The organism is Streptomyces sp. SA15 (assembly GCF_002291145.1).
Classification (GTDB): domain Bacteria; phylum Actinomycetota; class Actinomycetes; order Streptomycetales; family Streptomycetaceae; genus Streptomyces.
In genome coordinates, this window is the sequence record NZ_NTGE01000140.1 from 63,007 (window position 1) to 87,795 (window position 24,789).

Here is a 24,789-nt window from a genome sequence, read left to right on the forward strand (position 1 = left end):
TGCGTTGAAACACCTGTCCGCAGGATCTTCGCAGGCCCTGAACAAGCGGCACTACAGATTTGCCCCCGTGAGCTGTGTGTATCAGGTCTCAGTCTCGCAGATGTCTCACAGATTGCGGGCGGGGAGACTGGCTGCCGGGTCAGTAGCGGCCGAGCGAGGCCCCCAAGACCGAGCCAACACCGAGCCAAGACCGATCCCAGGCCGACCCGAGGCCGACCCGAGGCCGACCCGAGGCCGACCCGAGGCCGACCCGAGGCCGACCCGAGACCGATCCCAGGCCGATCCAAGCCCGATCCCACGCCGACCCGTGGCCACCCGGGTCACCCCCGCACCTCGCTGCCGTACGTCCCCCCTGGCCTACCCTGAGGAGGTCACTGGCAAGCGGAGACCGAGAACGTCGGAGAAGGTCGGAGAAGTCGCAGGTCATGAGCGAAATGCCCTATTCATACGATGCGCCTGTCTCACAGGCTCTTTTCGACCGTGCGGCCGCCGTCACGCCCGGCGGCGTGAACTCCCCGGTGCGCGCCTTCCGCGCCGTGGGCGGAACGCCCCGGTTCATGGTGTCCGGCAGTGGTCCGTATCTGACCGATGCGGATGGGCGCGAATACGTCGATCTCGTCTGTTCCTGGGGGCCCATGATCCTCGGGCACTCCCACCCCGAGGTCATCGCCGCCGTGCAGGACGCCGTCTCCCGCGGGACCTCCTTCGGTACGCCCGGTGAGGGAGAGGTCGCGCTCGCCGAGGAGATCGTGGCCAGGGTCGAGCCCGTCGATCAGGTGCGGCTCGTGTCCAGTGGGACCGAGGCGACCATGTCGGCCATCCGGCTCGCCCGCGGGTTCACCCGGCGCACCAAGGTGATCAAGTTCGCCGGGTGTTATCACGGGCACGTCGACTCGCTGCTCGCCGCTGCCGGATCGGGCGTCGCGACCTTCGCTCTTCCCGACACTCCCGGCGTCACCGGTGCCCAGGCCGGCGACACCATCGTGCTGCCGTACAACGACCTCGAAGCCGTGCACGAGGCCTTCCACCGGCATCCCGGCGAGATCGCCTGCGTGATCACCGAGGCCTCGCCGGGCAACATGGGCGTCGTGCCGCCGCTGCCCGGCTTCAACCAGGGGCTGAAGGACGCCTGCGCGAGCAATGGCGCTCTCTACATCTCCGACGAGGTCATGACCGGCTTCCGGACCAGCCGCGCCGGGTGGTACGGCGTCGACGGCGTCCGGCCCGATCTGATGACCTTCGGCAAGGTGATGGGGGGCGGCTTCCCCGCCGCCGCCTTCGGGGGGCGCGCCGATGTGATGGAGCACCTCGCGCCCGCCGGGCCGGTCTACCAGGCCGGCACCCTCTCCGGGAACCCGATCGCCACCGCCGCCGGTCTCGCCCAGCTGCGGCTCCTCGACGACGCTGCCTACGCCAAGGTCAACGCCGTGTCCGCGCAGATCCAGGCGCTGGTCTCCGAGGCGCTCACCAAGGAAGGCGTCGCGCACACCGTGCAGAACGCCTCCAGCATGTTCTCCGTCTTCTTCACGGACCGTCCGGTCCGTGACTACGAGGACGCCAAGGCGCAGGAGTCGTACCGCTTCACCGCCTTCTTCCAGTCTCTGCTGGCGAACGGCGTCTACCTGCCGCCGTCGTCCTTCGAGTCCTGGTTCGTGTCAACGGCCCACGACGAACGGGCCGTCCAGCGGATCGCCGACGCCCTTCCGGCGGCGGCCCGAGCGGCTGCGGAGGCCACGCAGGCATGAGCGACAAGAACGCGGCCACCAGCGCCACCGAAGGCGACATCACCGTCGTCCACCTCATGCGCCACGGTGAGGTCGCCAACCCGGACGGTGTCCTCTACGGCCGTCTCGCCGGCTACCACCTCTCCGAGCTCGGCCGGCAGATGGCCGACCGGGTCGCCGAGCACCTCGCCTCCCGCGACATCACGTACGTCTGCTCCTCCCCGCTGGAGCGGGCCCAGGAGACGGCGACCCCGATCGCCAAGGCGCACGGCCTGGACATCGCCACCGACGAGAGGCTCATCGAGGCCGAGAACGTCTTCCAGGGCAAGACGTTCGGTGTCGGGGACGGGGCGCTGCGGCGGCCCGAGAACTGGAAGCACCTCTTCAATCCTTTCAAGCCATCCTGGGGCGAGCCGTACGTCGACCAGGTCATCCGCATGATGGGCGCGCTCGACGCGGCCAAGGACCGGGCTCGGGGGCACGAGGCCGTGCTCGTCAGTCACCAGCTGCCGATCTGGATCGTGCGGTCGTACGTCGAGAAGCGGCGGCTGTGGCACGACCCGCGCAAGCGGCAGTGCACGCTCGCGTCCCTGACGACCTTCACGTATCAGGGCGACAAAATCGTCTCCGTCGGCTACACCGAGCCGGCCCGCGACCTCGTCCCCGCCCACCTCCTCGCCGGTGCCAAGCCGGTGAAGGGGAAGGACAAGGCCTTCGGAGCCTGAGACTTCTTCGGTGCATGAGGCTTCTTCGGTGCAGAGGCTTCTTCGGCGCCTGAGCCCCGTAGGAGCAATACCTACGGTTCCTGTGGCGTGTTCGTGACGTTTGTCGCGAAATACGTGTGATCGACAGGAACCTCCTCGTTCATCACGTCCTCTGACTGGGTGACCACCACAGGACGTGATGAACGGGGATGCAATGCGCACTCTCACCCGAAGGGGAGCACTCGGACTCGGCGCGGGGGCCGCGGCCGCCGTAGGACTCGCGGGGTGCGGCACCCTCACGTCGTCAGACGGGCCGACCCCCACGGGCGGTTCCGGGAACGACGGGAACAAGCCCTCGGGCAGCCCGAAGCCCACCGCCCGCCCCCTCGGTGACGGCTCCACCTCCTTCACCGGCAAGCAGCCCCACCAGCCCGCGAAGCCCGAGCCGTTGGAGCCGGGGCAGACCCCGCCGCAGTTCGTCGTCTTCTCCTGGGACGGGGCGGGGGAAGTCGGCAACGGCCTCTTTCCGCGCTTCCTCGACCTCGCCAAGGAGCACGGCGCGGCCATGACCTTCTTCCTCTCCGGGCTGTATCTGCTGCCCGAGTCGAAGAAGCGGCTCTACGACCCGCCGAACAACCCGCGCGGCGCCTCCGACATCGGCTATCTCACCGACGCGCACATCAAGGACACGCTCAACGGCGTCCGCCGCGCCTGGCTGGAGGGCCACGAGATCGGCACCCACTTCAACGGGCACTTCTGCGGAGAGGCGTACGGCTCGGTCGCGCACTGGACGCCGCAGCAGTGGCGCAGCGAGATCGACCAGGCCAAGTCCTTCGTCAAGGAGTGGCGGACCAACACCGGGTGGACCGACCTGCCCGCCCTGCCCTTCGACTACGACAAGGAACTCGTCGGCGGCCGCACGCCCTGCCTCCTCGGCCAGAACAACCTGCTGCCCACCGCCCGCGAACTCGGCTGGCGCTACGACGCCTCCTCGCCCGGCGGGCGCCAGGTGTGGCCTCGGAAGCAGCAGGGGATATGGGACCTGCCGTTGCAGCAGATACCTTTCCCCGGACGTTCGTTCGAAGTCCTGTCCATGGACTACAACATGCTGGCGAACCAGTCGATCAACTCCACCAACGCCCCCGCCTACAACCACCCGCGCTGGCGGCAGCAGTCCGCCCAGGCGTACATACAGGGATTCAAGCGGGCATACGAGACGAACCGCGCCCCTCTCTTCGTCGGCAACCACTTCGAACAGTGGAACGGCGGCATCTACATGGACGCCGTGGAAGAGGCGTTCAAGCACATCGCGCGGGAGAAGGAGAAGGGCGAGGACGTACGGCTCGTCTCCTTCCGGCAGTTCGCGGACTGGCTGGACGTGCAGAAGCCCGAGGTGCTGGCCAAGCTCCGTACGCTGGAGGTCGGGCAGCAGCCCGTCGGTGGCTGGAAGGAGTTCCTGAAGGACACCGGCGCCACGGCCTCGCAGGACCCCGGGCAGGCCGCCTGAAATGCGGGTTTCCGCCCGCAAGGGGGGTGCGCAAGATCCCCAGAACGGGCATGCGAAACTTTTCACATGAGTGCCGCCAGCCGCGCCCCCCTGCGCTCGACCCACCGGATTCATTCCCGCGACCGGATCCGCTCGCGCCGCGCCGCCCTGACGACCGCCGGCGCCGCCGTCGCGGCGCTGCTCGTGTCCGCGTGCTCCTCCGGGGGCACCTCCGGCGGGGGCGGCGACACCAACTTCGTGATGGGTGAGGACGGCATCTCGACCGTCAAGCAGGGCGAGCGGGCCGCGGCCCCCGACCTGTCCGGCGAGACCATCGACGGCAAGCAGCTCGACGTCGCCTCCTACAAGGGCAAGGTCGTCGTCGTGAACGTGTGGGGCTCCTGGTGCGCCCCCTGCCGCGCCGAGGCGCCGGGCTTCCAGAAGGTCTACCAGGACCTCAAGGCCAAGGGCGTGCAGTTCGTCGGCATCAACACCCGTGACACCAAGCCGGCCAACGCCCTCGCCTTCGACAAGGAGTACGGCGTCACCTATCCCAGCCTGTACGACCCGACCGGCAAGCTGATGCTCCGCTTCGAGAAGGGCACGCTCAACCCGCAGGCGATCCCCTCCACGCTCGTCCTCGACCGGGACGGGAAGATCGCGGCCCGCTCGCTGGCCGCGCTCAGCGAGGAGAAGCTGCGCGGCATGCTCGACCCGGTTCTCGCGGAGAAGTGACGTGAGCGCAGCGTTCACGCTCGCCGCGACGGGCTACAACGGCACGGTGCTCAACGGCGCCCTGCTCGTCGCGCTGCCCATCGCGCTGCTCGGCGGCCTCGTCTCCTTCTTCTCCCCGTGCGTGCTGCCGCTGGTCCCCGGCTATCTGTCGTATGTGACCGGCGTCACCGGCACCGATCTGGCCGAGGCCCGGCGGGGCCGGATGGTCGCGGGCGCCTCCCTGTTCGTGCTCGGATTCACCGCCGTGTTCGTCTCCAGCGGAGCCCTGTTCGGCTACTTCGGCGACACGCTCCAGGAGCAGAAGGGCATCCTGTCCAAGGTGCTCGGCGTGCTCATGATCCTCATGGGCGTCTACTTCATGGGCCTCATCCCCGGGATGACCCAGCGGGAGTTCCGCTTCCACAAGAAGCCGGTGGCCGGGCTGGTCGGCGCCCCCTTCCTCGGCGCGCTGTTCGGCATCGGCTGGGCGCCCTGCATCGGTCCGACCCTCGCCTCCGTACTGGCCCTGTCCTCCCAGCAGTCGAGCGCGGGCCGCGGGGCCATACTGACCGTCGCCTACTGCCTCGGGCTCGGCGTGCCCTTCGTGCTCGCCGCGGTCGCCTTCCGCAAGGCGCTCGGTGCCTTCGGCTGGGTCAAGCGCCACTATGTCTGGGTGATGCGGATCGGCGGCACCATGATGATCTTGACCGGTCTGCTGCTGCTGACCGGCGCCTGGGACCGCATCGTGTCGGAGATGCAGGTCTGGTCCAACGGCTTCACTGTGGGGATCTGATCGATGAGCAAGACCACCGCCGACACCACCACCGACACCACCCCCGACCGGGCGGCCGAGGACCAGGACCTGAGCGCCGCCGGCTCCCAGCTGTCCACCGCGCCCGTGGAGGGCCCGCCCAACCTGCCCTCCCTCGGCGTGATCGGCTGGCTGCGCTGGTTCTGGCGGCAGTTGACCTCCATGCGGGTCGCCCTGCTGCTGCTCCTGCTGCTGGCGCTCGGCGCGATCCCCGGCTCGCTCATCCCGCAGTCCGGCGTAGACGCGACGAAGGTCTCCGACTTCCGCGACAAGAACCCCACCCTCGGGGACATCTACGACAAGCTGGGCCTCTTCCACGTCTACAGCTCGGTGTGGTTCTCCGCGATCTACATCCTGCTGTTCGTCTCCCTCATCGGCTGCATCGTGCCCCGCACCTGGCAGTTCGTGGGCCAGCTGCGCAGCCGCCCGCCGGGCGCGCCCAAGCGCCTGACCCGGCTGCCCGCCTACACGACCTGGCGCACCGAGGCCGAGCCGGAGCAGGTACGGGAGGCCGCGCTCGCCCTGCTGAAGAAGCGCCGCTTCCGCGCCCACCTCACCGGTGACGCCGTCGCCGCCGAGAAGGGCTACCTGCGCGAGATCGGCAACCTCGCCTTCCACATCGCCCTCATCGTGATGCTGGTCGCCTTCGCCTGGGGCCAGCTGTTCAAGTCCGAGGGCAACAAGCTGGTCGTCGAGGGTGACGGCTTCTCCAACACCCTCATCTCCTACGACGACTTCAAGTCGGGCAACCTCTTCAGCACCGACGACCTGACGCCGTTCAGCTTCACCCTGGACAACTTCACCGGCACCTACGAGACCAGCGGCCCCAACAAGGGCACTCCGCGCACCTACCAGGCCACCCTCGACTACAGCGAGGGCGCCTACGGCAAGGAGAAGAAGACCCTCGTCAAGGTCAACCACCCGCTGGAGATCGGCGACTCGAAGGTCTACCTCACCGCCCACGGCTACGCCCCCGTCATGACGGTGCGGGACGGCAAGGGCAAGGTCGTCTACAGCGACGCCGTCCCGCTGCTGCCGCTCGACTCCAACGTCACCTCCTCCGGCGTGGTCAAGGTCCTCGACGGCTACAAGAACGCCAAGGGCGTCAGCGAACAACTCGGCTTCCAGGCCTTCTTCCTGCCGACGTACACAAAGGGCAACGAGGTGGCCTCCACCTTCCCGGCGCTGCTCAACCCGGTGCTGAACCTGCAGGCCTACCACGGCGACCTCGGCGTCAACTCGGGCATCCCGCAGAGCGTGTACCAGCTCGACAAGTCGCACATGAAGCAGTTCAAGAACTCCACGGGCGGGGACCTCAGGGAGAACCTGAAGCCCGGCGAGACCATGAAGCTCCCGAACGGCGCCGGCTCGATCACCTACGAGGCCACCAAGGAGTGGGCGAACTTCCAGGTCACCCAGCAGCCCGGCAGCGGCTGGGCGCTGGGCGGCGCGCTCACCGCGATCTTCGGTCTGGCCGGCTCCCTGTTCATCCAGCGCCGGCGCGTGTGGGTGCGGGCCACGCCCAGCGCCGATGGGGTGACGGTCGTTGAAATGGCCGGCCTCGGCCGCAGCGAGTCCGCCAAGGTGCCCGAGGAACTCGGCGATCTCGCCGGGATCCTGTACGACCGGGCGCCGGGCGCGCCGGATCCCGACGACGGCCCCACAGAACCCTCAGAACCCACGGACCACGCAGAACCCCCCCAAGCCCCAGAACCCGCAGAACCTTCAATTTCCCCCGACCCTGTTGCCACCGCCGAAGGGGCTGAGAATCAGTGACTCTCGCCGCCGCAACCGATCTGGCCGCCGCCGCCAACGAGAACCTCGCCAACATCAGCAACACGCTGATCTACTCCTCGATGGCCGTCTACACCCTGGCCTTCTTCGCGTACATCGCCGAATGGCTCCTCGGCAGCCGCAGCAAGGTCGGCCGCACCGCCGCCGCGCTCACCTCCAAGACGCAGGCCAAGGCTCCGGCCGTCACCGTGAAGAACGCCGGCGGCACCGCCGTACTGGAGCGGCCGCAGGTCGTCGTCCGGTCCGCGGCCGGCACACGTGACGTGCCCGACGGGCCGGGCGCGCACGGCGGGGACGAGCAGGGCGATCTCTACGGGCGTATCGCCATCTCCCTCACCGTGCTCGCGTTCCTGGTCGAGTTCGGCGGTGTGCTCACCCGGGCCCTCTCCGTGGAGCGGGCGCCGTGGGGCAACATGTACGAGTTCAACATCACCTTCTCCACGGTGGCCGTCGGCGTGTACCTCACGCTGCTGGCGCTGAAGAAGAACGTGCGCTGGCTCGGGCTGTTCCTGATCACCACGGTCCTCCTCGACCTCGGCCTCGCCGTCACTGTCTTGTACACCGCCAGCGACCAGTTGGTTCCCGCCCTCCACTCGTACTGGCTGTACATCCACGTCTCCACCGCGATCTTCTGCGGCGCGGTGTTCTACGTCGGCGCGGTCTCCACGATCCTGTACCTGTTCAGGGACTCCTACGAGAACAAGCTGGCGACCGGCGGCACGCCCGGGAAGTTCGCGAACTCGGTCCTGGACCGGCTGCCCGCCGCGGCCTCCCTCGACAAGTTCTCCTACCGCGTCAACGCGGCCGTCTTCCCGCTGTGGACGTTCACGATCATCGCGGGCGCGATCTGGGCGGGCGACGCGTGGGGCCGCTACTGGGGCTGGGACCCCAAGGAGACCTGGTCCTTCATCACCTGGGTCGCCTACGCCTGCTACCTGCACGCTCGCGCCACGGCCGGCTGGAAGGGCCGCAAGGCCGCCTACCTGGCGCTGATCGCGTTCGGCTGCTGGCTGTTCAACTACTACGGCGTGAACATCTTCGTCTCCGGCAAGCACTCGTACGCGGGGGTGTGAAGCGCACGATCGTGGACAACGGGGAGAGCGGCGGTAACCACGTGCGAATGCCCGCTTCCGGGGCCACGCTGGTGTCATGACCGGTTCGATCGAACAGGGCACCAGCCAGACCCGCGGGAACACGCACATCCTGCACTTCCTGGTACGGCTTCCCCGGCCCATGGAGGCGGTCTGGCCGGCGTTCTCCACCCCGGAGGGGCTCGCGGCCTGGTTCACCAGCGCCGACGTCCTGGAACCCCGCCTCGGCGGCGCGGTCACCCTGCGTGACCTGGGGGCCGGGCACGTGACCGCGTGGGACGTGGACCGGGTCGCCGAGTACACCGTGGAGGGCGGCGGCCGGATCCGCTTCCATCTGGAGCGGGACGGGGAGGAAGGGTCCGCCTTGCGCTTCACGCACGAGTTCCGGGGGGACGGGGAGTCGGAGGCCCGCTGGCGGGCACGGTTCCATCGGCTCATAGAGCAGATGGAAAGGCTCCCCTAGGACGGCGGCAGGCACTCCTTGGACGGCGGCTTCCCCTCCGGCCAGGCGATCCTCACGAAGCGGGCCGTGCCCTCGGGCGTCAGTTCCACGATGGGTACGGCCTTGTCGTACGGGTTGCCGTGGTTGTCCAGACAGATCCAGCCGCTCGCGCCGTTCACCCGCTGCTGCGTGCCCTTCATCAGGCGCCACTCGTTGCCGACGTCCTCGAGCGCCGGGACGGTCTTCCCGGCCGGCTTGGCCTCGCGGATGCCCTGGTAGGTGAGCCGCATGGCGTCGTACGCGATGATCAGCTGGCCGTCCTCCAGGTCGACCTCGCCGATGGGCCCCACCTTGTCGCCGCGGCCCTCGGCCACCAGGTCCTGGAGGACCTTCGCGTCCTCGGTGGAGCCGCCGGTCGCGGCCGGGCCTTTCACCCAGGCGTCCGGGTGGGCGAGGGCCGTGTAGCGGACGGAGAGGTTGCGCTTGAGGGCGTCCCGGTCCAGCTTCCGGTCACCAGTGAGATATGAGGCCTCGTCCCCGGTGAGCAGCGTGAACTTGCGGTCCTGGCAGCCCCGTTGCCCCAACGCGTTGATGAACTGCCGCAGCTGGGTGTGCCGCCCGGCGAAGAGAATGGTGTCCGTGCTGTCGCCGGTGTCGCAGACGAGGTGGGTGATCTGCCGGAAGTCGTTGGCGGTGTTGCCCTCCTGGCTGCGGTCGTCGGGCGGGTTGAACGACCAGGGCGCGTACGGCGACCCCTTCAGCAGCCTCTCGAAGGAGCTCTGCAGCGTCCGCGCGTACGGGTCGTCGCCCCGCTGGTCGTGCACCAGTACCGCTTTGTCGGCCGACACCTTGGCGAAGGAGGCGAGCGCGCGGGCCTCGTCGGAGTTGGTGGGGGAGACCCGGGCGAGCCCCGGGAAGGGGTCCTTGCCGTTCTGCCCGTTGGCGAGGTCGTCGGCGGTGATGGACGTGCCGACCACCGGGATACCGCGGCTGGTGAGCTCCGCGACGGCCTTCTTGTTGTTCGCGGTGCTCAGCCCGACCCCGGTGACCGCCCGCAACTGGTCCTCGCCCTCGGTCATCCGCTCCAGCTGGTCGACCGTGTGCTGCCAGTGCGCGCCGGTCGCCCCCGGGTTGGCGAGCACGAGCCGGATCGCCGGCAGGGCGCCGTTGGAGGAGTGGTTGGCCTGGTACTGGGCCAGATACGCGCCCTGCAACTCGTGCAGCACGTCACCCAGATTGTCGGGGTCGGTCGCCGTGAAGGGCTCCAGCAGGGCGACGGTGACATAGCTGCCGTCCTTGAGGGACTTGTTCTCGCGGTCGATCGCCCGTATGGCGTCCCGGAGCTGGGGCCGGCCGAAGAAGTAGTCCGTCGTCGACACGCCCACGCACTCGTCGCTGCCCTCGGGCATGACGACACCGGGCGCGCAGGAACGGTCCTCGCGGAGCAGCACCCGACCGCCGATGACCAGACCGGCCACCACCGCTGCGGCGACCAGCAGGGCGAGATAGCGGCGCAGAGGGATCTCCCAGACGCCCTCGCGCAACCACACTCCGAAACCGCGTGCCATCACGCCTCCCCGTCCCCGTCATCCCCGTTGTCGCCGTCCCCGTCGTCCGGAACCCGAAGGGACCTGCCCGCGAGCGCGTCCTCAGGCCAGTCCCGCGAGGCCCGCCACAGCAGCGCGTTGCCCGCCGGCCGCAGATTGGACAGCTGCTCCAGCTCGAACCGCAGCCGGTCGCACACCTTCGCGTCGGGCAGCGCGAGCGGGTCGGTCAGCTGCCACACGGCGTGCAGCAGCCGTCGTATCCGCAAGTGCAGTACGGCGTCCACGCCCTCCGGCACGACGTGCCCTGCGTCCGTACGGCCGAGCGCGATCGCCGCCCGCCGGTCCTCGCGTCCCGCGAAGTCGTGGCCCTCGGCGTCGTGCGCGTGGAAGTAGGGCGCCGAGGCGATGAAGCGCAGGGACCGCAGCCAGATGCGGATGTCCAGGGTGGGGAAGGCGTCACGCAGATACGCCACCGCCGACTCCGTGCCGCCCAGCGCGAGTTCGTGGTGCAGCCGGTAGCGGGCGCGGGCGGGATCGTCGTCGTCACCCGAGGGCTCGTAGTACCGGATCAGCGTCTCGTGCGCCTCCCGCCACTGCCCGTGGTCCGCGTCCCGGTGATGCAGCCGCAGCAACAGCAGCGTCCGTATGAAGGAATCCCCGACGAACCGGCCCGGCACCTCGGGCAGCCCCTCCCGCACAAGCCGGGTCTGAAGGGCCCGTACGTCCGCCGGGCCGAAGTCGTCCGGGAGGAGCGCGTCGGCGAGCGCGCACGCCGAGTCGTGGTCGTGGGCGGCGGCCAGCACCGTCAGCTCGTCCAGGCGGTCGGCGGGCACCAGCCGGTCGAGGAGCTCGAGGTAGGTGGGCCGCCCGTCGCGGTCCTCGTGCTGCCGTACGTCGGCGGTGAGCAGCTCCCCGAGCGAGGCGGCGCCCGGCAGGTTCTGCGCGGCGGAGTCGGCGAGCAGGACGATGCCGAGCGGGTTGCCGCCGGTCAACCGGTGAGTGGCGTACGGCAGTTGGGGCGGGACCGGGACCTCGGTGCAGACCGCGCCCACGAGGTGCAGGGTGTCGTCGGGACCGAGCGGCGGCAGCGCCACCAGCAGCGCCCGGGAGGACGGGGCCGCCGGGTCGGGTGACCAGTCGCTGCGCCGCACGACTTCGACCAGGGACCGTCGTACGGCATTGCGCAGGGCGGGATGGTCATGGCCGCGCAGCCCGCCGATGAACACGACCTGGTCGGCGATCCCGTCGGCGCGGTCACGCAGTACGGCGTCCGTCAGCCCCGGCCCGGGCGCGGACTGCGCGTTGTCGATGAGCACGACGGCCCGCCCCAGCCGCTGCATGCGCGGCAGCACGCCCGCGTAGGCGTCGGTCAGGTCGGCGAGCAGCGCCCGTACGAGATACCGCTCGGCGTGCTCCCGGGAGGTGCCGCCGGCCCGGAAGTGACCGGAGAGCAGGATCAGGCCGCGCCGGGCGTTGCCGCTCGCGTTCGGGTAGTCGCGCCACCAGGTGGCGGCCCGCTGGTGGCGTCGGCTGACGAAACTGTCGGAGAAGGACTCCAGGGTCGCCTCGATCGCCGACGCCACGAGCGGCCCGGTGCCGCTCACCGCGGCGACGACGTTGGCGGTGACCCGGCCGACCATCCGCCCCGCGAACCCGCCGATCCACGACCCGCCCTCGTTCAGCAGCAGGATCCGTTCCACCTCGCGCCGGATCCGCTCGGAGTCGGCGTCGCCCCAGCCGCCCGCCGCCACCGCGACAAGGCCCGACATCAGCCGCGGGAACGTGATCCGCCCGGCGCCGGTCACCGCCTCGGCGAGCTGCTCGGCGACCACCAGCAGCGCCTGCGACACCGGCGACCAGGCCTCGGCGGGCCGCCCGCCGGACGGCGCCGCGAACTGGGCGTCCTCGCAGTCGATCAACGCGACCGGGGTGTGCCCCTTGTAGGCGTCCCGCAACTCGCCGAGAACCGCGCTCTTGCCCAGCCCGCGCCCGCCGGTGAGGAGGACGAACGGGAGCTCTTTCGGATGCTCGACGGCGATGGCCCGGTGCTGATGGGGGCGCAGGCCCACGAGTCGCGGGACCAGACCCGCCGGATCCGTGTCGAACAGTGCCCCGCGACCGTGCAGCCGTCTGCCCACCGCATCTCTCCCCCCAGAGTGTCCAACCTCAGGGTAAGTAGGGGGAGTTGGTACGTGCCAGACCGCGTGATGTCCGTTGCGTTACGAAAATCTCGACCTGTCAGTCCACGGTGATCGAGTCGAGCTTCTCCCGCAGATACGCATGGGAGTCCACCGGCTCGTACGCCACCCTCCCCACCGGCGCCGGAACCGACTCCACGCGCGTACCCGGAGTGCACTCGCCGAAGTAGACGAGCGACATCAGCTCCTCGGCGGGCGCGTCGGCCGGCGGGGGCAGGACCCGGTGCCGCCCCGACCGCCACCGGTCGCCCGTCCAACGGGCCATCAGATCCCCGATGTTGATGGTGAACGCCTCCGGGTCGTACGGCGCGTCCTCCCAGCCGCCCGCGTCCGTGTACACCTGCAAGCCGCCCTTCCCGGCCTGCCGGTCGAGGATCGTCACCGTCCCGAAGTCCGTGTGCGGGCCGATCCGGAACTGCCCCGGCTGCGGCTCCCCGACGACCTCGGTCCCCGGATACCAGTTGATGTTGAAGCCGTAGGTCGGATGGTCCATGTGCCGGGAGAAGAAGTCGGCCTCGAGGCCGAGGGCGTCACCGAGCAGGGAGAGGAGCTGCTTCTCCAGCTCGGCCATCCGGCCCAAGTACTCCTCGCACAGTGTCTCGAGCTCCGGCACCTCCGCGGGCCAGACGTTGGGCGCGTACCACTCCGCGTTGACGACCGGGTCGTCGAAGGGCTCATGCGTCGCGAAGGTCAGCGACTCCTTCAGATCCGGCGGCGTCTCGGTCCCCTCGGAGTACCCGTTGGCCTCGGCTCCCGGCCCGAGCCAGCCGCGCCCGCCGACCTTCGCGGCGTACGGCTGCTTGAACTCGGCGGGGAGGGCGAAGAACGCACGCGCGGCCTCCCGGATGCGGGCGCGCAGCGACGGGTCCACGCCATGCCCGGTGACCAGGAGGAATCCGGCGGTCTGGAGGGCGTCGTCGACGGTGCGGGCGATGTCCTTGCGTGTCTCGGGGGCGCCCGACAGCCACGGCTGAAGGTCGATGGTCGGGATGCGGGGGCTGGAGGAGTCAGTCACCAATGTCCTCATTCCACAGGGCCGGATCGGCTTTGATGAAGTCGCGCATCATCTCGACGCACTCGGGATCGTCCAGGAGCACGATCTCCACGCCGTGCTCCGCCAGCCAGTCGTGCCCGCCGTGGAAGGTGACCGCCTCGCCGATCACCACCCGCGAGATGCCGAACTGGCGGACCAGACCGGAGCAGTACCAGCACGGCGAGAGGGTGGTCACCATCGTCGTACCGCGATACGACCGCTGCCGTCCCGCCGCCCGGAAGGCGGCCGTCTCCGCGTGCATGGAGGGGTCGTCGTCCTGGACGCGCCGGTTGTGGCCGCGGCCGAGGAGGGTGCCGTCGGGGCCGTAGAGCGCGGCGCCGATCGGGATGCCGCCCTCGGCGAGGCCGGCGCGGGCCTCCGCCACGGCGGTGGCGAGCCAGGCCGTCGCCTGTTCCTTGGGGTCCATGCCTTCACTCTCCTGTGGGCGAAACAAGAGGGCAACGTGCGGAAAGTACTCTCCCGGCATCCCGCAGCCGGACGAACTGTCAGCGCCCTGGAGGTTCCCGTGCCCGCACTCACCCTCCGCGAAGTCCTGGCCCTCGACCCGGTACGCGCCGCCGAGCCCGAGCTGCTGGCCGGGGAGGACGCCCTGGACCGCCCGGTCCGCTGGGTGCATTCCAGCGAGGTCTACGAGGGCGCGAACTTCCTCGACGGCGGGGAACTGCTCCTGACCAACGGCTTCGGACTGACGGACGCCGAGGAGGCGGACCGGCGGCGGTATGTCCGGGAGCTGGCGGCGAGGGACGCGGCCGGGCTGGCGGTGGAGGTGGGGCGGTCGCTGCCGTCGATGCCCGCCGAGGTGACGGACGAGGCGCGGCGTCTGGGGCTTCCGCTCCTGGCGCTGCACCGGGTCGTGCCCTTCGTACGGATCACGGAGGCCGCCAACCGGGCGATCGTGGCCCGGGGGCTGTCCGGGCGGTCCGTCGTACGGCCGTGGGGCGACGACCATACGGCCGCCCTGCTGGCGGACCTGGCGGACCGGGCGGCACTGAACCAGCCGGAGGTGGAGGCGCGGTCGGCCCTCGCCGGATTCCACCCCGGCCCGGGCGCCCGCCTGATCGGCGTGTCCCTGCACGGCACACGGGACGTGACCACGGTCGACCGGGCGGCACGGCTGCTGGGCGGGGCCGGGGTGCTGCGGGCGGCATTTCCGGGAGACGTCCTGGCGCTGCTGGCACTCTCCGGTGGTCGGCCCGGTGATCCCATACGGGGGGTCCAGGACGCCTTCCGTACCGCCGCCGAGCCCGGCCTGACCGTCGCGGTCGGTCACGCCGTCGCCGCCGGCAGCGGCTGGCTGCGCTGGAGCGACACGCTGCGTGCGGCCCGTACGACGCTGGAGCTGGCGCTGACCGTCCCGGCCGCCGAACCGGGCGTACCCGACGGCCCGCTGGTGACCTCCTCGCGCGCCCTCGCCCTGGAACGGGAGCTGACCAGGGGCGGGGTGGACGCCAACCGGGAGCGGCTCGCGGGCCTCGTCCAGCACGCGCTGGGCCCGCTGCTGGCCTGGGAGGCGGCCCACCCCAGCGACCTCGTCCGCACCTTGGAGGTCCACCTCCGCCACGGCTGCTCACCCACCCGCACCGCCGCGCTGCTGCACATCGGCCGCCAGTCGCTCTACCAGCGCCTGGAACGGATCGAGTCCCTGCTCGGGCTGGAGATCGGCGATCCGGATCTGCTGGGCGAGCTCCTGGCGGCGGCTTGTGCGCATCGGGTGGTGCGGGGGATGAGCCCCGCGGTCGCGGGTGGGCTGCGGACGGTGGCGTAGGGGCTGTCCGGCGGATCAGGCCCTAGCGGAGTGTCACGCGGCTCGTCCCGTTGTACGGCGCCATGCACAGCACCGTCTTCGGGGTCCGCAGGGTGTCGTTCCCGGCGAAGAGCTCCCGCGCCGTGTCGAAGGGCACGTCGTCGCCGATGACCAGGGCGACCCGGTCGTACAGCTCACGGGACGGGTCCGGCAGTGTCCGCTCCTCCCCCTCCCCCTCGCCCTCTCCCCAGACGTCCCACAACAGCGTCTCCACCTTGTTCAGGGCCGCGAGGTCGAGCCGGACGTTCCCCGCCACGAACCGCTCTCCCCAGAACGGCCCTTCTGCCGGCGGATGCAGCCCGAAGGTCTCCGGGTCAGCCCCGCGCTCCCGGATCGCCCGCCACGCCTCGCCCGCGACCAGGAAGCGGTCGCGGGGCACGTCCATGGGATCGAAGTCCACCTTCCAGTAGTCGGTGACCAGGGGATCGGCCAGCTGGGCGTCGGCGAGCAGCCACGCGCCCCGTTCGGCGTCCCAGTACTCGGTGACGACGTGGTCGCAGTGGAAGCCGTTGTTGCCGAAGTAGTCGGCGAAACCGGACCGTATGCGGGCGGGGATGCCGGCATGGCGCAGGAACGAGCAGTGCAGCAGCGAGAAGTCGCGGCACACCCCGACGAACCGGTCGCCGACCTCGCGCCGCCGGGTCAGCGGGGCGTCGTCGCGCCCCACGATGATCCGCAGGATGTCGTCGATGTAGCGGGTCTCGGCGTCGTTGTGGAGGCGGTCCTGCGGGTGGGTGTGGTGGAACTGCTGTCCTTCTCCGCGATGGATCATCAAGTCACGGGCGACGACGGCCAGTTGAGCGGGATCGTCCGGCAGGTCGGCGTACAGGGGCGCGAGTTCGCCGGGATCGGAGAACGCGCTCTGCGTGGCGTAGAACGCGGCGGTGTCCGGGGTGAGTCGTGCGGCTGGGGTGAAGGTCATGGTTGGACACCGTGGCAAAATTCCCCGCAAATTGTCCAGCGGTCCGGGCAAGTAACCGGTCAGGTATCCGGCCAAGTAACCTGTGCCGATCACGCCGCGTCCAGCGGCAGTTGGGCCCGGCGGGAGGAAGAACGGTCATGGTTGCTGCTCCGGTTCTGGAGGAGCTGCGGGAGGTCTGCCAGCCGCAGGCCAAGCTGGCGAGCCGTAACGGCGAGCACTGGGCGGGCCGGCTGTACATGCGGCGCGTCTCGCTGCGGTTCACCCGGCAGTTGGTGCGCACGCCGGTCACTCCGGACCAGCTGACCTGGAGCATGGTGGTGTGCGGCGTCGCGTCCGGCGCCGCGCTGATGATCCCGGGCCTGACGGGCGCCGTCCTTGCCGTCATCCTCATGCAGCTGTTCTTGTTGTTCGACTGTGTGGACGGCGAAGTCGCCCGCTGGAAGGGGCAGAACAGCGCGGCCGGCATCTACGTCGACCGGCTCGGCGCCTACCTCGCCGACGCGGCGCTGATGGCGGGCGCGGGCTACCGGGCCGCCGAGTCCGGGTTCGGCGGCTGGCTGTCGGTCGGCATCGCCACCGCCCTGGGCGTCGTCCTGCTGAAGGCGTCGACCGACCTCGTCGACGTGGCGCGGGCCCGGCGAGGGCTGGGCGTCGTCGACGACGAGTCGACCCGGCCGCGCTCGCAGGGCGTGGCCACCGTGCGGCGACTGGCGGCCGCCTTCAAGATCCACCGCGTGACGAACGGCATCGAGGCGTCGCTGGTCCTGCTGGTCGCGGCGGTGGCCGACGAGGTGACCGGCGGCATCGAACCGACCCGCTGGGCGCTGGGCGCGCTGGCGGTCATCACGTGGGTGATGGTTCCGGCCCACCTGCTGTCGATTCTGTCGTCGTCGCGGTTGCGGTGACGTAGCTGAGGTAGCCGTACAGGGCGCCCGCCCCTTCGAGCATGGCGAGCGTACGGGCGGTCAGCGCCTCCCCGCGTGCGCCGACCGCCGCCCGCAACGCCTCGGTGCTGCCCTCCCGCCGCAGCCCCTCCAGCACCGGCCGGATCTGCTCGAGGAAGTAGTGGCTGCGCCGCAGGGTGTGAATGAGACGGGCGTCGCGCACATCGGCGGGGCTGTAGACGCGGTACTTGGTCCCTCGCTCCCGCTCCGGCGCGAGCAGCCCGGCCGCCTCCCACACCCGCAGCGCGGACGTCCGTACGCCGAGCAGCGCGGCGACCTCCCCGATGCGCAGGCCGGAGTCGGGCAGCGCAGCGGGCTCCTCCCGGGCCAGGGCCTCCAAGGCCTCGCTCGCGGCCCGCAGCCGGGTCCGCTCCTCGTGCAGCGCGGCATGCGCGGCGTCCACGAGGGCGAGGGCGCCGGGCACGTCCCCGTCGTGCACGGTCCGCATGATCCGTGTCGCCGCCACCGGCCCGTACCCCTTGGCGAGGGTCCGATACGCCACCAGCGCACGGCGGTGTACCTCTGTGAAGGCGCGGTATCCGGAGTCGGTGCGCGCGGCCGGAGGCAGCACGCCCGCCTCCTCGTAGTTGCGGACCTGCTGCGTCGAGACACCGACGAGGCGGGCCAGGTCGACGGGCCGGAAACGCTGGGCATTCATCATCGATTTGAAGGTTACGGCCCTGTGCTCATGGCCCATACGGCAGCCCATACGGCAAAAGCCTCAACAGGAACTTCAATGGAAAACTTGAAGGCATGGACGACTGCATCCGAGTCAATGGCGCCCGTCTGCACAACCTCAAGAACGTCACCCTCTCCGTCCCCAAGAACAAGCTGGTAGTCCTGACCGGCCTCTCCGGCTCCGGCAAGTCCACACTCGCCTTCGACACCCTCCACCGGGAGGGCCAGCGGCAGTACATGGAGTCGCTGGGCATGGTCACCGGCCTCGTCAGCCGTCCGTCGGTGGACTCCATCACCGGCCTGTCCCCCTCCATCAGCGTCGACCAGCACCACACCAACCGCAGCCCGCGCTCCACGGTCGGCACGGTCACCGAGGTCTTCACCTATCTGCGGCTGCTGTGGTCGAGGATCGGGGTACGGCCGTGTCCGGGGTGCGGGAAGGAGATCCCGCCGTCGCACGCGTACGAGTACGACGACGAGGGCGATGACGGCGGCGAGGGCGACGAGGGCTACGAACCCGGCGAGTCCGCCCCCTGCCCGCACTGCGGCACGCTCGTGCCCGAACTGGTGATGGGGTCCTTCTCCTTCAACAAGCCCGCCGGCGCCTGCCCGGCCTGCACCGGCCTCGGCGAGGTGTACCGGGCGGACATACGGCGACTGGTGGACGGCACCCGCTCGGTCGCCGAGGGCGCGGTGCTCGGCTGGCACCCGAAGCTCACCGAGCGGAACGTGCCGATCCTGCGGGCGGCGGCGGGCCACTACGGGTTCACCTTCGACGCGGAGGCGCCGGTGGACGAACTCGACTCCGCCCAGCGGGACTTGCTCTTCTACGGCGTCGAAAGCCCAGAGTTCCGGAAGAGGTTCCCTGGGCTGGAGCCGCCCGGGACTGTCACCGGGGGCCGTTTCGAGGGGGTGGTGCCGGCGTTGATGCGGAGGTACGCCGAGCGCATCGAGGACGCCGAGTACCGGGAGCGGACCGAGAAGCAGGCCCTGGTGAAGGAGGCCTGCGGGGAGTGCGAGGGCACGCGGCTGAGGCCGGAGAGCAGGGCGGTCACCGTGCACGACCTGACGATCGTCGGGGCGGCCCGCCTCCCGCTGGACGAACTGGCGCACTGGTTGGGCGGGTTGCGGGAGCGGGTCACCGAGGACGAGTGGCCGCTCGTGGAGCCCGTCGTCGCCGACCTGGAGGAGCGGGTACGGCGGCTGGTCGACGTCGGCGTCGGATACCTGACCCTGGACCAGTCGACGCCGAGCCTGTCGGCGGGCGAGACGCAGCGGCTGCGCCTGGCGGCCCTACTCGGCTCAGGCCTCACCGGTGTCCTCTACGTCCTCGACGAACCGACCATCGGACTGCACCCGGCGGACACCGCCCGCCTGATCGACGTCCTGCGCAGACTGCGCGACCTGGGCAACACGGTGCTGGTCATCGAACACGACCTGGATGTGCTGCGAGCGGCGGACCACGTCGTGGACGTCGGTCCGGGGGCGGGCCGGGACGGCGGCCGGATCGTGGCGGAGGGCACGCCGGGGGAGGTGGCCGGTGTGGAAGGCTCGGTGACGGGCGCGTATCTCTCGGGCAGGCTGCCGGCGCCGGTGTCGAAGGGACGGGGGAACGGCGACCGTGCACTGGTGATCCGCGGGGCCCGGGCCCACAACCTCAAGAACATCACCGTACGGATTCCACTCGGCCGCCTGGTCACGGTCACGGGGCCTTCGGGATCGGGCAAGTCGACGCTGCTGCTGGACATCCTCGACCGGGCGGCCCGGCGCCGCTTCTACGGGGCGGGGGAGTCGCCGGCGGAGCACGACGGCATCGACGGCTGGGAGCACCTGGGCAAGATCGTCACGATCGACCAGGAGCCGATCAGCCGACTGCCCCGGTCGAACGCGGCGACGTATTCGGAGGTGTTCACGCCGATCAGGGAGGTCTTCGCGGCGGCTTCGGGCGGCCGGCTCACCCCCGGCCACTTCTCCTTCAACGTTCCGGGCGGCGGCCGGTGCGAACGCTGCGAGGGCGCCGGTGTGTTGATGGTCCACATGCACTTCCTGCCGGCGGTGGAGGTACGGTGCCCGGCGTGCCGGGGCCGCCGCTTCCGGGGCGAGGTGCTGTCGGTGCGGTACGAGGGCCACGACATCGCCGAGGTGCTGGAGGCGACGGTGGCCGAGGCCCTGACGGTCTTCGCGGACGCCCCGCCGGTAGCGTCCCGGCTGCGCCGCATGGCGGACGTGGGCCTCGGCTACCTCCCGCTGGGCCAGCCGGCGACGACCCTGTCCGGAGGGGAGGCGCAACGCCTCAAGCTCGCGAAGGAGTTGGGGCGGAGGGCGGCGGGCCGCACGCTGTACTTGCTGGACGAACCGACAACGGGCCTGCACGCCGCAGACACGGCCCGCCTCCTCGCCGTACTCCAACGCCTGGTCGACGCGGGCCACTCTGTGCTGACCATCGAGCACAACGTAGACGTGATGCGTGCCTCGGACTGGCTGATCGACCTGGGGCCGGAGGGTGGGGCGGCTGGGGGCTCAGTGATGGCGGAGGGGACGCCGGGGGAGGTGGCGGAGTTGGAGGCGGAGGCTTCTCGGACGGGGAGGTTTCTGTGGCCTGGGGGGAGGGGGGTGCAGTGAACGCTTGTTGACGGGGTGGCCGTTGGGCCACTCGCTTCTTTGCCGGTGTCGTGCTTCCGCGACCCGAGTAAAGGGCGCTTCGCGTCGGCTACGCCGATGGCCCTGCGGGCCACCATTGACTCGGCTCGCTCCAGCACGGGTGAGAAGCGAGCGAGCGGCCCGGAGGAATGGGGGGCCAGGTGGGAGGACCTGGGGGTTGGCTGAGGGGCGGGCCGGGGTGAGGGGGGCGGTCGCGCCTCGCCTGCACGCCGGGTGGGCTTGGCGGCGATCGGTGAGTGGGGGCTGCGGCGGCGCGCTGGCTGGGTGGGGGCACGCCGGGCCCGCTCAGCGGCTTGCGTTGAGTGGGGGTGGGGGCACGCCGGGGCGGTTTGGCGGCTTGCGGTGAGGTGAGTGGTGAGGGCGCACCGGACCGGTGGGGGCACGCCGGGGCGGCTCAGCGGATGGCGGGCCGGTGGGGGGTCGGCGGTGCGCGGTGCGCGGGTGTGCGCATCAGCGGGCCGACCGGACCCTTCGGGCCGACTCAGCGGCTCACGGCAGACCGGCACTCCGGACATATCGGTCGCACGCCCAGTAATTGGCAGATCTGTTCCACTGGCACAGTCACCTGACCTTGGGTTTTCCCTCCAGAGGGTGGAACAGATCTGCCAATTACCGCTCGATCCACCCCTCTCGGGCTCCTCGTACTCCGGAAGCCCCTGGACGGGTCGCTCGCCCAAGCCGCTGAGCGGGCCCGGAGGGCCCGGCTGGCCCCGCCTCGCTGGCGCGTCCCGCGCCCCCACTCGCCGATCGCCGCTGAGTCGGCCTGGCGTGGCCCCGCCCTGCCGACCGCGCACCGCCACCGCCCACTCACCGCAGGCCGCTGAGTCGGCCTGGCGTGGCCCCGCCCTGCCGACCGCGCACCGCTACCACCCACCACCGATCGCCGCCTAGCCGGCCCGGCGTGCTGGCGAGGCGCGAGTGCGCCCCCGAACGCCGTTCACCCCGAGACCGACGTGAGGGCCCCCGACGTGGCCACCCGCTCTTTCCGGGCCGTCCGCTCGCTTCTTACCCGTGCTGGAGCGAGCCGAGTCAAGGGTCGGCCGCAGGCCGATCGCCGAAGGCGACGCGGAGTGGAGCGCAGCGGAACGCAGCGCCCTTGACTCGGCTCGCGGAAGCACGACACTGGCAAAGAAGCGGGCGGCCCCACGGCCACTTTCCAACTGGCGTGTGGATCAACACCCCATGGGTGACGGCCACTCACCCCTGCCTCTCCAGCACCGCGTAGTCCGCGAAGCTCCTGCGGTAGCGGGTGTGCCGGGTCTCCTGGGTGTGCTTGCGCTGCCACTCCTCGACCTCCGCCGGGTCGCCGCACCGGCCGGACGCGGCACCGCACTCGGCCTCGTCCCCCGACACACAGCGCGCCTCGTACTCCGGCTGGGCCGACGCGTCCTGCACGATCGAGTACGGCACGTAACGGAAGATCCTGCGTCGGGCGGGCGGTGCCCCGTCGTGGTCCCGGCGTTGGTGCTGGCGCAGCAGTACGTTCGCGTCGGTCACCGCGCTGCCGTCGAAGGCGGCCTGCGCCTCCTCCCGCCGAGCGGCCAGTTCCTCGCACGTCGCGCAATCGGGCACCGGTACGGGCGGACGGGATACGTCATCCAGCTGACGTGACGTCGCCAGCCCTTCCCGGAAACGGTCGTTCAGCGCCTTCACCCCGGCACTCAGCCGTTCCTCCTGCGTCGCCGCACGGATCAGGGCCGGGTCCGCCTGCCACTCCCGTCCGCCGCCGATCGGCCGCAGCATCGCGTACGGGCCTGCCTTGTCCCGGTACTCACCCACCTTGCGCGTCTGTGGGTCGTAGACGATCGTTCCCGGTTCCAGCCGCTCAACCATGTCCAACTCCCGGCACCTTTCGTAACTCTGGGTGTATCGAGCGTCGCCCACGGGAATCGTCCGCATCAATGCTTCGGGCGTGCCACTGATCGACTGTCACAGGGGGAAGCGGTGAGCCGACGCAATGCCGAGGGGGGAGCGGGGGTCACCACGGCCGTCGTTTTCGGTGAGGTGCTGAAGCACTTCCGCGAGGCCGCCATGCTCACGCAGGGGGCGCTGGCCAAGGAGATTCCGTGCGACCGGTCGCACGTGGCGCGGGTGGAGGCGGGTACGCGTGTCCCGCAGGACACCTTCGCCAAGAAGTGCGACGAGCTTCTCGGTACGGGTGGGGTGTTGATGCGGTTGTGGGGGCGCATCGACTGGTATCCGCAGGTGGAGCATCCGGATTGGTTCCGGCGGAGGGCCCAGATGGATGCGGTGGCGACCCAGCTCTACGAGTACCAGGTAATGGTCATTCCGGGTCTGTTGCAGGCGCCGGACTACGCACGGGCCCTGCTTTCCCAGACAGCCAGCGGCGACGAAGTCGAGGAGCGGGTCCGGGCACGCTTGAGCCGACAGCAACGCTTCCTCGCCGACAATGGGCCGCTGTACGTCGCCGTACTGGACGAAAGCTGTCTGCGCCACATGGTGGGGAGCCCTGCCGTTATGCGCGACCAGTGCGCGCACTTGATGAGCATCGGACGGCGTCCCAATATCCGCATTCAGGTCGCCCCGGCCGTCGCCGGAATCGTCCGCCCCACCACGTCCATGTCGCTGATCACGATGCCCGGTGGAGAGCGCTGGGTCTATTCGGAGTCGCTAAGCCGTGGCCACTTCAACAACGATCCGACCCTCTACGCACGCCACAGTCGAACTTATGATGTGCTCAGGGCTGACGCTCTGTCTGCCTCGGAGTCTGCCGCACTGATCGGCGAGGCGATGGAAGGGTACGGGCACGATGAACAGGCACGAGCTCAGCGCAACGACCTGGATCAAGAGCAGCTACAGCGGCAACGACGGCGGCAACTGCATAGAAGTCGCCCCCGGTTTCCCCACCGTCGTCCCCGTCCGAGACAGCAAAACCCCTGACGGCCCGATCCTCCTCATCACCCCCTCCGCCTGGTCGGCGTTCACGTCAACTCTCCGCTGACCCGAAGCGGCTGCCCCCTATGCTGGGCGTGCCCGTAACAGGCAACGCACGCACGCCAGGAGGCACTTGTGGCAGCGCTGGAGCCGGATGACCCGCGCTCCGTCGGGGACTACCGGTTACTGAGCCGGCTCGGTGCGGGTGGCATGGGCCGGGTCTTCCTCGGCCGTTCCCCGGGCGGGCGGCTCGTCGCGGTCAAGGTGGTGCACTCCGAGCTGGTGCGCAGGCCGGAGTTCCGGTCCCGTTTCCGGCGGGAGGTGCAGGCCGCCCGGCTGGTGAGCGGGGCGTTCACCGCGCCCGTCATCGACGCCGACCCGGAGGCGCCCCTGCCGTGGCTGGTCACCAGCTACATCGCCGGGCCGTCGTTGGAGCAGGCGGTCGTCGAGCAGGGTCCGATGGCCACGGGTGCGGTACTGGGGCTGGCGGCCGGTCTGGCCGAGGCGCTGATGTCGATCCATGCCGTGAACCTCGTCCACCGCGACCTCAAGCCCTCCAACGTGCTGCTCGCCGAGGACGGACCGAGAGTCATCGACTTCGGCATCGTCCGCAGCGTCGAGGGCGACTCGATTACCAGGACCGGGCACATGGCCGGGTCGCCGGGGTTCATGTCCGCCGAGCAGGTCAGCGGCGACGAGATCACCCCGGCCAGTGACGTCTTCTGTCTGGGCGCGGTCCTGGCCTTCGCGGCGACCGGCGACAACCCGTTCGGAGGGGGACCGACCCCCGCCCTCCTCTACCGCGTCGTACACAACGAACCCGACGTCGACGCCATCGCGGACCCGACCCTGCGCGCCCTGGTCAGCGCGTGTCTGGCGAAGGACCCCGGCCGCCGCCCCACGCCGCGCGAGATCCTCACCCAGGTCGGCCTGGCCGGCGTCGAGAGCACGATGGCGCTGCGGCCCACCGTCCAGCGGCCGCACGCAGCCGAGACCACCCACACATCCGGTCCCGCTCCCGCAGCCACCCACCCGGCCTACCCGCCCACCGCGGTCCACCCGACGCACCCCGCCACGCAGCTGGACACCACCCAGCCACCGCCCCCAGGCGTACCGAGCCCGCCGACCGCCCCCGACGACGGACGCCGTAGCCCCCGCAACCGCCGCACCTTCCTGCTCTCCGGAGCCGGCGCGGTCGCCGCGATCGGCGTCGGCGCCGGCTTCTGGCTCAACCGGCCCGCATCCGACGACGAAGGCGACGAAGGCAACGCAGGCGAGGCCAGCGACAAGGACAAGGGCACCGGCGCCAGCACCTCCCCC

At 70.4% G+C, this 24,789-nt stretch carries 20 protein-coding genes and 1 pseudogene; 14 read left to right on the plus strand and 7 right to left on the minus strand.

Annotated features, from left to right (window positions below):
* Positions 1-425: 425 nt before the first annotated feature.
* From hemL to CLM62_RS32420, 8 genes are all read left to right on the plus strand, one after another.
* A complete protein-coding gene (gene hemL / locus CLM62_RS32385) occupies positions 426-1,745 on the plus strand; it encodes a glutamate-1-semialdehyde 2,1-aminomutase (RefSeq protein ID WP_095753450.1) in 1,320 nt (439 codons plus the stop codon).
* A complete protein-coding gene (locus tag CLM62_RS32390) occupies positions 1,742-2,449 on the plus strand; it encodes a histidine phosphatase family protein (RefSeq protein WP_095753451.1) in 708 nt (235 codons plus the stop codon). Before hemL ends, CLM62_RS32390 begins: the two co-directional genes overlap by 4 nt.
* Before the next feature lie 193 nt (positions 2,450-2,642).
* Complete coding sequence (locus CLM62_RS32395; RefSeq protein WP_095753452.1) at positions 2,643-3,935, plus strand: hypothetical protein; 1,293 nt, start codon at positions 2,643-2,645, stop codon at positions 3,933-3,935.
* Between the two features lie 66 nt (positions 3,936-4,001).
* Positions 4,002-4,649, plus strand: coding sequence for a TlpA disulfide reductase family protein (locus CLM62_RS32400; protein WP_095753453.1), 648 nt, complete (start codon positions 4,002-4,004; stop codon positions 4,647-4,649).
* Between the two features lies 1 nt (position 4,650).
* Positions 4,651-5,421: a cytochrome c biogenesis CcdA family protein gene (locus tag CLM62_RS32405; protein WP_095753454.1), complete on the plus strand. Its 771-nt coding sequence runs from the start codon at positions 4,651-4,653 to the stop codon at positions 5,419-5,421.
* 3 nt (positions 5,422-5,424) lie between these two features.
* The gene (locus tag CLM62_RS32410) at positions 5,425-7,215 is read left to right on the plus strand and encodes a cytochrome c biogenesis protein ResB (RefSeq protein ID WP_095753455.1); all 1,791 of its coding nucleotides are present in this window, start codon (positions 5,425-5,427) and stop codon (positions 7,213-7,215) included.
* Positions 7,212-8,306 carry a c-type cytochrome biogenesis protein CcsB gene (gene ccsB / locus CLM62_RS32415; RefSeq protein WP_095753456.1) on the plus strand — a complete coding sequence of 365 codons (1,095 nt, stop codon included), beginning with the start codon at positions 7,212-7,214 and terminating at the stop codon, positions 8,304-8,306. Before CLM62_RS32410 ends, ccsB begins: the two co-directional genes overlap by 4 nt.
* A 76-nt stretch (positions 8,307-8,382) precedes the next feature.
* Positions 8,383-8,787 (plus strand): SRPBCC domain-containing protein, encoded by a 405-nt coding sequence (locus CLM62_RS32420; RefSeq protein WP_095753457.1) that lies wholly within the window; start codon positions 8,383-8,385, stop codon positions 8,785-8,787.
* On the opposite strand, the gene CLM62_RS32425 is transcribed toward CLM62_RS32420, so the two are convergent.
* From CLM62_RS32425 to CLM62_RS32440, 4 genes are all read right to left on the minus strand, one after another.
* Positions 8,784-10,334, minus strand: coding sequence for a hypothetical protein (locus CLM62_RS32425; RefSeq protein WP_179382318.1), 1,551 nt, complete (start codon positions 10,332-10,334; stop codon positions 8,784-8,786). The genes CLM62_RS32420 and CLM62_RS32425 overlap by 4 nt on opposite strands.
* The gene (locus CLM62_RS32430) at positions 10,334-12,451 is read right to left on the minus strand and encodes a hypothetical protein (protein ID WP_095753459.1); all 2,118 of its coding nucleotides are present in this window, start codon (positions 12,449-12,451) and stop codon (positions 10,334-10,336) included. The genes CLM62_RS32425 and CLM62_RS32430 overlap by 1 nt, the downstream gene beginning before the upstream one ends.
* Before the next feature lie 100 nt (positions 12,452-12,551).
* The gene (locus CLM62_RS32435; RefSeq protein WP_257004218.1) at positions 12,552-13,526 is read right to left on the minus strand and encodes an isopenicillin N synthase family oxygenase; all 975 of its coding nucleotides are present in this window, start codon (positions 13,524-13,526) and stop codon (positions 12,552-12,554) included.
* On the minus strand, positions 13,519-13,971 hold the full coding sequence (locus tag CLM62_RS32440) for a nucleoside deaminase (protein ID WP_095753461.1): 453 nt from the start codon (positions 13,969-13,971) through the stop codon (positions 13,519-13,521). The genes CLM62_RS32435 and CLM62_RS32440 overlap by 8 nt, the downstream gene beginning before the upstream one ends.
* A 99-nt stretch (positions 13,972-14,070) precedes the next feature.
* Between CLM62_RS32440 and CLM62_RS32445 the strand changes: the two genes are divergently transcribed.
* Positions 14,071-15,330: a PucR family transcriptional regulator gene (locus CLM62_RS32445; RefSeq protein ID WP_095753462.1), complete on the plus strand. Its 1,260-nt coding sequence runs from the start codon at positions 14,071-14,073 to the stop codon at positions 15,328-15,330.
* A gap of 22 nt (positions 15,331-15,352) precedes the next feature.
* On the opposite strand, the gene CLM62_RS32450 is transcribed toward CLM62_RS32445, so the two are convergent.
* Entirely contained in the window at positions 15,353-16,291 is a 939-nt protein-coding gene (locus CLM62_RS32450; protein WP_095753463.1) for a transglutaminase-like domain-containing protein, read from the minus strand.
* Positions 16,292-16,428: 137 nt separating this feature from the next.
* Here CLM62_RS32450 and CLM62_RS32455 point away from each other — a divergent pair, with 137 nt between their 5' ends.
* Complete coding sequence (locus CLM62_RS32455) at positions 16,429-17,196, plus strand: CDP-alcohol phosphatidyltransferase family protein (protein ID WP_095753464.1); 768 nt, start codon at positions 16,429-16,431, stop codon at positions 17,194-17,196.
* Here the strand turns inward: CLM62_RS32455 and CLM62_RS32460 are convergent.
* Positions 17,135-17,896 carry a MerR family transcriptional regulator gene (locus CLM62_RS32460; RefSeq protein WP_095753465.1) on the minus strand — a complete coding sequence of 254 codons (762 nt, stop codon included), beginning with the start codon at positions 17,894-17,896 and terminating at the stop codon, positions 17,135-17,137. The genes CLM62_RS32455 and CLM62_RS32460 overlap by 62 nt on opposite strands.
* A gap of 92 nt (positions 17,897-17,988) precedes the next feature.
* Here CLM62_RS32460 and uvrA point away from each other — a divergent pair, with 92 nt between their 5' ends.
* Complete coding sequence (uvrA, locus tag CLM62_RS32465; RefSeq protein ID WP_095753466.1) at positions 17,989-20,535, plus strand: excinuclease ABC subunit UvrA; 2,547 nt, start codon at positions 17,989-17,991, stop codon at positions 20,533-20,535.
* A 1,236-nt stretch (positions 20,536-21,771) separates the two neighbouring features.
* Here the strand turns inward: uvrA and CLM62_RS52770 are convergent.
* Complete coding sequence (locus CLM62_RS52770) at positions 21,772-22,407, minus strand: hypothetical protein (RefSeq protein ID WP_095753467.1); 636 nt, start codon at positions 22,405-22,407, stop codon at positions 21,772-21,774.
* A gap of 111 nt (positions 22,408-22,518) precedes the next feature.
* Between CLM62_RS52770 and CLM62_RS32475 the strand changes: the two genes are divergently transcribed.
* The 3 genes and pseudogenes from CLM62_RS32475 to CLM62_RS32485 form a co-directional block, all read left to right on the plus strand.
* Positions 22,519-23,475, plus strand: coding sequence for a helix-turn-helix transcriptional regulator (locus tag CLM62_RS32475; RefSeq protein WP_095753468.1), 957 nt, complete (start codon positions 22,519-22,521; stop codon positions 23,473-23,475).
* Positions 23,432-23,536 (plus strand): annotated as a pseudogene (locus CLM62_RS52775) (DUF397 domain-containing protein); the annotation flags it as partial. The gene CLM62_RS32475 and the pseudogene CLM62_RS52775, both read left to right, overlap by 44 nt.
* 68 nt (positions 23,537-23,604) lie before the next feature.
* The coding region (locus tag CLM62_RS32485; protein WP_143659189.1) for a serine/threonine-protein kinase at positions 23,605-24,789 on the plus strand (1,185 nt) is incomplete at its 3' end.

What these genes read in the sequence shown, in the direction of transcription:
- hemL (WP_095753450.1), top strand. Translation starts at nt 426, where the DNA reads ATGAGCGAAATGCCCTATTCATACGATGCGCCTGTCTCACAGGCTCTT.
- CLM62_RS32390 (WP_095753451.1), top strand. Translation starts at nt 1,742, where the DNA reads ATGAGCGACAAGAACGCGGCCACCAGCGCCACCGAAGGCGACATCACC.
- CLM62_RS32395 (WP_095753452.1), top strand. Translation starts at nt 2,643, where the DNA reads ATGCGCACTCTCACCCGAAGGGGAGCACTCGGACTCGGCGCGGGGGCC.
- CLM62_RS32400 (WP_095753453.1), top strand. Translation starts at nt 4,002, where the DNA reads ATGAGTGCCGCCAGCCGCGCCCCCCTGCGCTCGACCCACCGGATTCAT.
- CLM62_RS32410 (WP_095753455.1), top strand. Translation starts at nt 5,425, where the DNA reads ATGAGCAAGACCACCGCCGACACCACCACCGACACCACCCCCGACCGG.
- CLM62_RS32420 (WP_095753457.1), top strand. Translation starts at nt 8,383, where the DNA reads ATGACCGGTTCGATCGAACAGGGCACCAGCCAGACCCGCGGGAACACG.
- CLM62_RS32425 (WP_179382318.1), bottom strand. Translation starts at nt 10,334, where the DNA reads ATGGCACGCGGTTTCGGAGTGTGGTTGCGCGAGGGCGTCTGGGAGATC.
- CLM62_RS32440 (WP_095753461.1), bottom strand. Translation starts at nt 13,971, where the DNA reads ATGGACCCCAAGGAACAGGCGACGGCCTGGCTCGCCACCGCCGTGGCG.
- CLM62_RS32450 (WP_095753463.1), bottom strand. Translation starts at nt 16,291, where the DNA reads ATGACCTTCACCCCAGCCGCACGACTCACCCCGGACACCGCCGCGTTC.
- CLM62_RS32455 (WP_095753464.1), top strand. Translation starts at nt 16,429, where the DNA reads ATGGTTGCTGCTCCGGTTCTGGAGGAGCTGCGGGAGGTCTGCCAGCCG.
- CLM62_RS32460 (WP_095753465.1), bottom strand. Translation starts at nt 17,896, where the DNA reads ATGATGAATGCCCAGCGTTTCCGGCCCGTCGACCTGGCCCGCCTCGTC.
- uvrA (WP_095753466.1), top strand. Translation starts at nt 17,989, where the DNA reads ATGGACGACTGCATCCGAGTCAATGGCGCCCGTCTGCACAACCTCAAG.
- CLM62_RS52770 (WP_095753467.1), bottom strand. Translation starts at nt 22,407, where the DNA reads ATGGTTGAGCGGCTGGAACCGGGAACGATCGTCTACGACCCACAGACG.